Here is a 6,818-nt window from a genome sequence, read left to right as displayed (position 1 = left end):
CCCTGCTGGCGATGACCCCGGTGGTCGACGTCATCTTGCTCGTGGTCACGGCAATGGACCTGATTTCCGGCGCGACGGCGACCGTCTTCCATGGTCTCGCTGCAATCTACCTAGGCTTCTCCGTGGCTTACGGGCACAAAATGATCACGTGGGCCGACCGCCATTTCGCCTATCGATTCGCGGATGGGCGGCAGCCGATCAAACGCGACGGGTGGACCTATGCGCTCGAGTGTTGGAAAGACGTCGCGCGCACAGCGCTGGCTGTGGCCGTAGCGCTGGGGACCATCTGGCTGTTAACCGTCATCGTCGATAACCAAGCCAGAACCAGCGCGCTCACCGACCTCACCAGCGTTTTCCTCCTCATTATTGTGATCGAAGTGCTGTGGGCTCTCGGCTATACCGTCTGGCCGAAGAAGGTCCCGTCATCTAGTCAGCGGGTCGACGAGCACCCGAAGGCATGACGCTGCCGACAGCACCCCTGGGGAACGATCGACAAACTGTGACCATGCGCGGTCGAGTCCTCATCTGGTCAGCTGGGGTGATCGGTGTGCTTGCACTGATCGTCTTACTAACCGTCTCGCCCGGCGGGATTCGTCAATCCTCGGACCCTGGCTCACCGATCACCCCCCCCTGTGGGTCGTACTCCTGCCTCCACTTGTCGCAATTGCCCTGATCCGTGCCCTACCGTGGACGACTCCAGCGCTCGAACCCCTCTTCTCGAATACCCGAACGATTCGACGCAACGTCCTGACGCTTTTGATCTGCGCGGCCCTATTTCCCTTGATCATCGGCATCACGGGCATTGAGGGCTCAGCCTGGTACTTCCTAGCCAAAATCATCCTTCTGGTCGGGATACCCGCAGCACTTGTGTGGACATCTCGCCGCAATATCCAGATTGCCCATCCCCGTATGGCCTGGCAGTGGTGGGCCCCGATTGTTGTCATTGCTGTATGGACGGTCCTCTCGCAAGCGAGCCCCTGGCTAACGGTCCCCACTTTTCCAGGCGTGGACCTGGCCTACCTGATCATTGCCGCGACGCTGACCGCGCTGACCGCCGGCGTGGGCGAGGAACTGTTCTATCGATACTGGTTGCAGACACGGGCTGAAGTACTCCTCGGACGCTGGGGCGGCATCGTTCTAGCATCCTTTGCGTTCGCGATCATGCACCTGGGAGGAGACAGGCAAGGCAGTGGGCGCTTGGTCGAGATTGCTGCCNGAGGAGACAGGCAAGGCAGTGGGCGCTTGGTCGAGATTGCTGCCGTCATTATCGTCCAAGGCTCCTTCGGCATCATGCTCGGATACCTCTGGTCGAAATATCGGAACCTGTCGCTCATCATCGCCACGCATATTCTGGCCAACGGATACGCAGTCTTCGCGTACCTCATTACGAGTCAGATCTCCGGATAAGAAANCGTCATTATCGTCCAAGGCTCCTTCGGCATCATGCTCGGATACCTCTGGTCGAAATATCGGAACCTGTCGCTCATCATCGCCGCGCATATTCTGGCCAACGGATACGCAGTCTTCGCGTACCTCATTACGAGTCAGATCTCCGGATAAGAAATCCCGTAGAGGGTTCCACTTGCGGGATATACGACGATGGTCCGGTTTGCGCCGTTCGAATGTCGAGTTTGCTGTCAGGAACACACAGGAGTGAACGTTCGTGAATCGTTCGGCGTTGAGCACTTCAGCACGCGAGTGTCAGCCGAATCAATACCGCGTGCGAATAGGATCATCGCGACAGCCAAGACCAACACGACGGCGGCAATTGCAGCTTTCAACATTCGAGGACTCACCCGCCTACTTCCGGTTTGGAAGGGTAGCCGCTCAAGTCTCGCGTCGAAGCGCAACGGTTCCCAGATAGGCAAGCGCTGCTGTCCCGCAGGTTACGAGGAGATCGATCAGGAACGCCGCATCAACGCCGAACCCGCCACTGAAGCTGATGACTCCGTTCCCGACAACCGCCAGCAGCACGAGGGCGACATACGACAGTGAGACGAGCCAGCCCGCCGGTGAGCGTACGACGGACATGAGGATTACCGCCGCCAACGGTGCGAGCATCATCCCGCCGAAAAGCAGAGCGGGTGCCACCCTGACGTCACGGCCCGGGCACGGGGCCACGAGGTTGCACATCGTGGGGAATCCTTGCGCCATCCAGAAGACCAGCCAGGTGACGACCACAATGGCCACGGCTGGGAGCACTAATCCGAGGCGCGTTTTCATCCGAATATTGGAAGTCATGTCACGAGTGTCGCATTGAAGCGCGCCGAATGAAGCAACACAGAATCGTATAATAACAACTCGTTACCGCGCGGGGCGGGTGGGTAACCCCCGAGTCCGAGTCCAATCAGAGCGGTCGAGCGCTTCAGACGCCACAAGCGTCGCGGTCGTGATGTGATGGCTCAACATCGCGAGGAGAAATCGGCGTTCCGTAGGGGGTTCGGCTTCCGGGCCGTGTGAGACCCTTCCATTTTATGAAGTCAGCGCGATGAACGTGCGGACGTATGACATTCCTACCCGCCGTTGTTCGTGTGTGATTGAATTGGTGTAGTCAGGCACGACTGCCTGGGTTGCCTTGTTCGACATTCAGGGCGTAACAGCGAATGCCTTCGACTACGTTCGTGTATCAAGTACACGAACAGTATTGTGCTGTTAGGCGTGGTCGGTGGATCATGAGTGCATGAACCAGAAATGCACTGCAGGTCGTTTAATCGGAGCGATCGCTGTCGCGATACTTCTGGCTGGATGTCAGCAGACCGGACCCGAAAATGGGAACGGTATAGGCGATCCAGATGCTGTCCAGTCTGGAGAGACCGCGACCTGGCGAATTAGTAATCCCACTAATCTGGGCCGGGACAGCACTAATATCGAGGTCGTCGTTACCCGGCTCAGCTGCTCCTCCGGTGTTACCGGCGCGACCCTAGCCCCTGTCGTGACATACAAGTCAGAACAAATCACGATCCGGATTGACGTTGAACCTTTCGGCGGCGACGCGGCTGATTGCCAAGACAATGATGCCGTCCCTGTAACCGTCCAACTCGACCAACCACTCGGGGAACGCACACTGATCGACGGCGGATGCCAACGCATCGATGCCGCCGATACCGCCGCTTGCGAATCCGACCTGCGTTGGCCAGCGTGACGCCAATCAAGCACAGCGGTTCAATTTTCTCGCAATACGTCCCATAACCTTGGAACAGCGAATTCCTCTGGATCACAGACCTAACGCTGCGCCCACAGAAGCAGTTTCACGTCCACTACGAAGATTTGGCGTCCCGTAAGGGGTTCCGCTCGCGGTACGGGCCCAACTGGGCTAGTCGCGTGGTTTAGTCTCCATGAACTGAAAAGGATATTGGGAGCACATCAACCCGAATGGCGACTACACCTGGAACAAACCCCGCCACCCCGTCGACGGAAACAGCGATGACTTCGCCGACCCTCGGCGTGTTACATATTCTGTTTCGTAAGCCGCCCCCTTGTACGGGACGAAACGTGGCCACCGCGGTGTTCTTCTTTAGATGGCCTACTTCTTTAGGTCTTCGTCATTTGTGTCCGCAAGTAGCAGATCCATCTGCAGATTCTTGGCCAGAGTATAAGCGCGGAGTGCTTGGGTTGCAACGAGTATCAATCGCCCAAGCAAAGCTAAAAGCACGAAGCAGACGATATATGCTGCGACTATTCCGGCCATTGCGGCGACGCCGTAAAAATTGTATGAATACATAATTCAACGCTAGTTGATAACGGCTTCCGAAATTTCAAGCCTGATGAATACTATTTTTTGCCCGGACTCGATATCGACACTCTCGTAACAAAGGGGCGCTCTCTACTTGATGCGACTCGCGCCGGCAGCAAGGTGCAGCGGATTGCCAATGAGTTAGTCGCTATCGAGCCGCGGCTCGGCTCGGCGAGAATCTCTCGCCCGTCACCTACACGACGACCAAGAATCTCCCATCGCAAAGGACTGCGCTCAAGGGTGGCTTGGCGAGGTGAACCGACCTGGACGAAGCGATATGCACCTGCACGGATGCCGATCCACTCCGGGCCTACACTAATTGCCCTCCAAGTTCCCAATGAGGAAAGAGGGAAGACGCGCAACTTAGGAACCCTCGTCCCGTATGGGTTCGGCGAATTCAACCGGTCGTCGCAACACTCGATTTTTGTGAGGTGTTCTACGTGTGGTCGAAGTATGAACTGGTGGAGAAGCAGGCGCGGTTCTGGGAGCTGATGGCTCAAGGCTCGACGCTGACCGCATCGTGCGATGCTGTGGGCGTGAATCGACGAACTGGACGGCGTTGGCGTCAAGCAACGGGTGGGCGGATCCCTCTTCCCGAGGCAGAGAAGTCTGGGCGGTACTTGTCCTTGGAGGAACGACTGCAGATCGCGGACTTGCACCTGGCTGGGACCGGCGTGCGGGCGATCGCTGCTCTGGTGGGCCGTTCTGCTGCCACGATCAGTCGAGAGCTGGCTCGAGGCGGGTCCAAGACTGGCCCGCGGGCACGGACGAAGTATGCCCCGTATGCGGCGCAGAAGCAGGCTGAGCTTCGTGGACGTCGCCCGAAGGCCAGCAAATTCGACCATCTGGAGCTGGCGCTCTTGGTGCAGGAAAAGTTGTGCGTGAAATGGAGTCCGGAACAGATCAGTGATCATTTGGCTGCGGTGTTTCCCGATCGGCAGGAGATGCGGGTCAGCCCGGAAGCGATCTACCAGGCGCTTTATGGGGGCGGTCGGGGTGGCTTGAGCGGTGATCTGCATCAGCATTTGCGCACCGGCCGCGCCATCAGGCGTCCGAGACGGCCTGCTGCGAAGAACTCTGGCAAGATCCCGGACATGACCATGATCAGCGAGCGACCCGCGGAGGTTTCCGACCGCGCCGTGCCTGGGCATTGGGAAGGGGATCTGATCTTGGGGTCACACTGCCGGTCGGCGATCGCTACGTTGGTGGAGCGTCAGACACGGTTCACGATGCTGGTCCACCTCCCCGGTGACCCGGCGCGATCACGGTTCGCGATTGCCTGTTGGCAGCCATCAAGACACTGCCAAAACACTTGGCTAAGACTTTGACGTGGGATCAGGGCACCGAGCTGGCCCAGCACCGGAAGATCACACTGGCCACAAAGATGGATATCTACTTCTGTGACCCGCATTCGCCGTGGCAACGAGGCACCAACGAGAACACCAACGGGCTGCTGCGCCAATATTTCCCCAAAGGAACCGACTTATCCGTTCATTCGCCAGAGCGGCTACTCGAAGTCGCTACCGAACTCAACAATCGACCCCGCAAAACACTCGGCGGCATCACACCCACTCAAGCCATGCAACGACTATTGTCAGAGCCAGAAAAACCCATCGTTGCGACGACCGGTTGAATTCGCCGTTCCCGTGCGGGACGGAGCGGGGACCTCGGTCAGGCCTTCTGGCGATCTCGCAAAGCGTCCGACTTGCGGCGCTACCTGTGGTGCGACAGCCTCGTTCCTATGCGCCGCCTTTCTGCACTTTCTATTCTTAGTCTTTCACTCGCTCTAATGGGCTGTTCAATGGCCGCTCCTGACACCGATCCAACTGGCGCCCCTGCCGCGTCCACATTGTCGGACACGCCAGCACCTGGGCCAACAACGTTACAAATCACACAGAAGAATCTCTACGACATTTGCTTCGACAAGGTTGCTAATGCCGGCTACCTCGCTCCCGGTGACAAATCTAATGTCACGTTCGCTCCGGAAGACGAGTCCATCACTGTGACACGTGATGACGGCTACATCGGCATTTATCTGCTTATTAACGACGGAAACAATGCCTCAAGTGCAGAGAGCGCAGTTTCGTGCGTCGCCAAGGGATCTTCTCTCGATCCGAAATGGTACTGGTACGGCGTTGAAACGCCTTACTCAACTTCCGCTGAAGCGACCGAGTCACTGCGCTTGGTGATCCCAGAATGAACCTCGTAACCATCCACGTAAGCACCCGTCCGTGAACTCCGCCACGGCCAGCTAGATGGTCCCGCAGAGGGTTCGGCGTGCGGGACTGGAGCGAGAGTCGCCGATACCCTGCTCGGCTTTCCCACTCGCCGTCCCGCTAACAGGTGTTGTGCTGCTCCGCTGGCTGTGCGGAGGTCGCGAGGGACCGGATGTAGGCGGCGTTGCCGCGGATGGATGGCCTATACCATTCAATATCTGGCGACTCGACACCCTCAACAACCACTTCGAGCAATGCAGCGACAGCCTCATCGAAACGGCTGGAAGCATGAAAGAAGATCGCTTGGAACACCGCCAGCGATGGCGAATCCGGGAAGTCTTGTCGGGCACGCTCGAAGACTTCCACCGACCTAGCGAACTCGTCGAGATTCCGCAACGTAGATCCGTACTGGACGTAGCATCGGCGCAACAGCTCACCCGAGAGACCAGCCCGAAGGGCTTGCTCGTAGAACGATCGCGCGGTCTGCTCCTTACCGGCAGTGTCGTAAGCGCCACCCACCGCGTACAGCACGCGAGCGTCAGCCGGGTGTTCCGCCAAAATTGGCAGCAGCGCATCGATTGCTGGCTGCATGTGATTCCGATCCCGAACAGTGAAGATCCGGTCGAGCTCCTCATCAAGTGTCATCCACCTATTGTGCCCTCACCGCGATTGTCCGCTAAAGGTTGGTCGGATCACTGTGAGGTCTGAACGAAAGCCTCTAATGGGAGCAGACAACTAGGCGGTCAAGAAGAGCACTCAGAACTGGTGACAACTTGGATGAAACGAGTTGTTAACGCCGACTGAAAATAGGGCCAAGAACGCCAACTGAAAATAGGGCCACCAACCATTATGGAAGGTGATGAAATTGG

5 protein-coding genes and 1 pseudogene are annotated in these 6,818 nt (G+C 57.8%); 4 read left to right on the top strand and 2 right to left on the bottom strand.

From position 1 onward, the window contains the following. The coding region (locus CXY72_RS00320; RefSeq protein WP_158252398.1) for a hypothetical protein at nt 1–461 on the top strand (461 nt) is incomplete at its 5' end. Nucleotides 462–780: 319 nt separating this feature from the next. Then, on the top strand, nt 781–1,407 hold the full coding sequence (locus CXY72_RS00315) for a CPBP family intramembrane glutamic endopeptidase (protein ID WP_233197565.1): 627 nt from the start codon (nt 781–783) through the stop codon (nt 1,405–1,407). Between the two features lie 420 nt (nt 1,408–1,827). Here the strand turns inward: CXY72_RS00315 and CXY72_RS00310 are convergent, their stop codons facing one another. Next, entirely contained in the window at nt 1,828–2,241 is a 414-nt protein-coding gene (locus tag CXY72_RS00310; RefSeq protein WP_146070968.1) for a hypothetical protein, read from the bottom strand. 1,983 nt (nt 2,242–4,224) lie between these two features. On the opposite strand from CXY72_RS00310, the pseudogene CXY72_RS00295 reads away from it, so the two are divergent. Then, nucleotides 4,225–5,366: pseudogene (locus CXY72_RS00295) on the top strand (IS30 family transposase). 108 nt (nt 5,367–5,474) lie between these two features. After that, nucleotides 5,475–5,933, top strand: a complete 459-nt coding sequence (locus CXY72_RS00290) for a hypothetical protein (protein ID WP_158252397.1) — start codon at nt 5,475–5,477, stop codon at nt 5,931–5,933. A gap of 136 nt (nt 5,934–6,069) precedes the next feature. On the opposite strand, the gene CXY72_RS00285 is transcribed toward CXY72_RS00290, so the two are convergent. Continuing rightward, nucleotides 6,070–6,594: a tetratricopeptide repeat protein gene (locus CXY72_RS00285; protein ID WP_104125745.1), complete on the bottom strand. Its 525-nt coding sequence runs from the start codon at nt 6,592–6,594 to the stop codon at nt 6,070–6,072. Nucleotides 6,595–6,818: the final 224 nt, after the last annotated feature.

The sequence above is a fragment of the Cryobacterium sp. Y57 genome (genome assembly GCF_002929505.1).
Classification (GTDB): Bacteria; Actinomycetota; Actinomycetes; order Actinomycetales; family Microbacteriaceae; genus Cryobacterium.
This window is presented reverse-complemented; position numbering and strand designations above follow the sequence as displayed.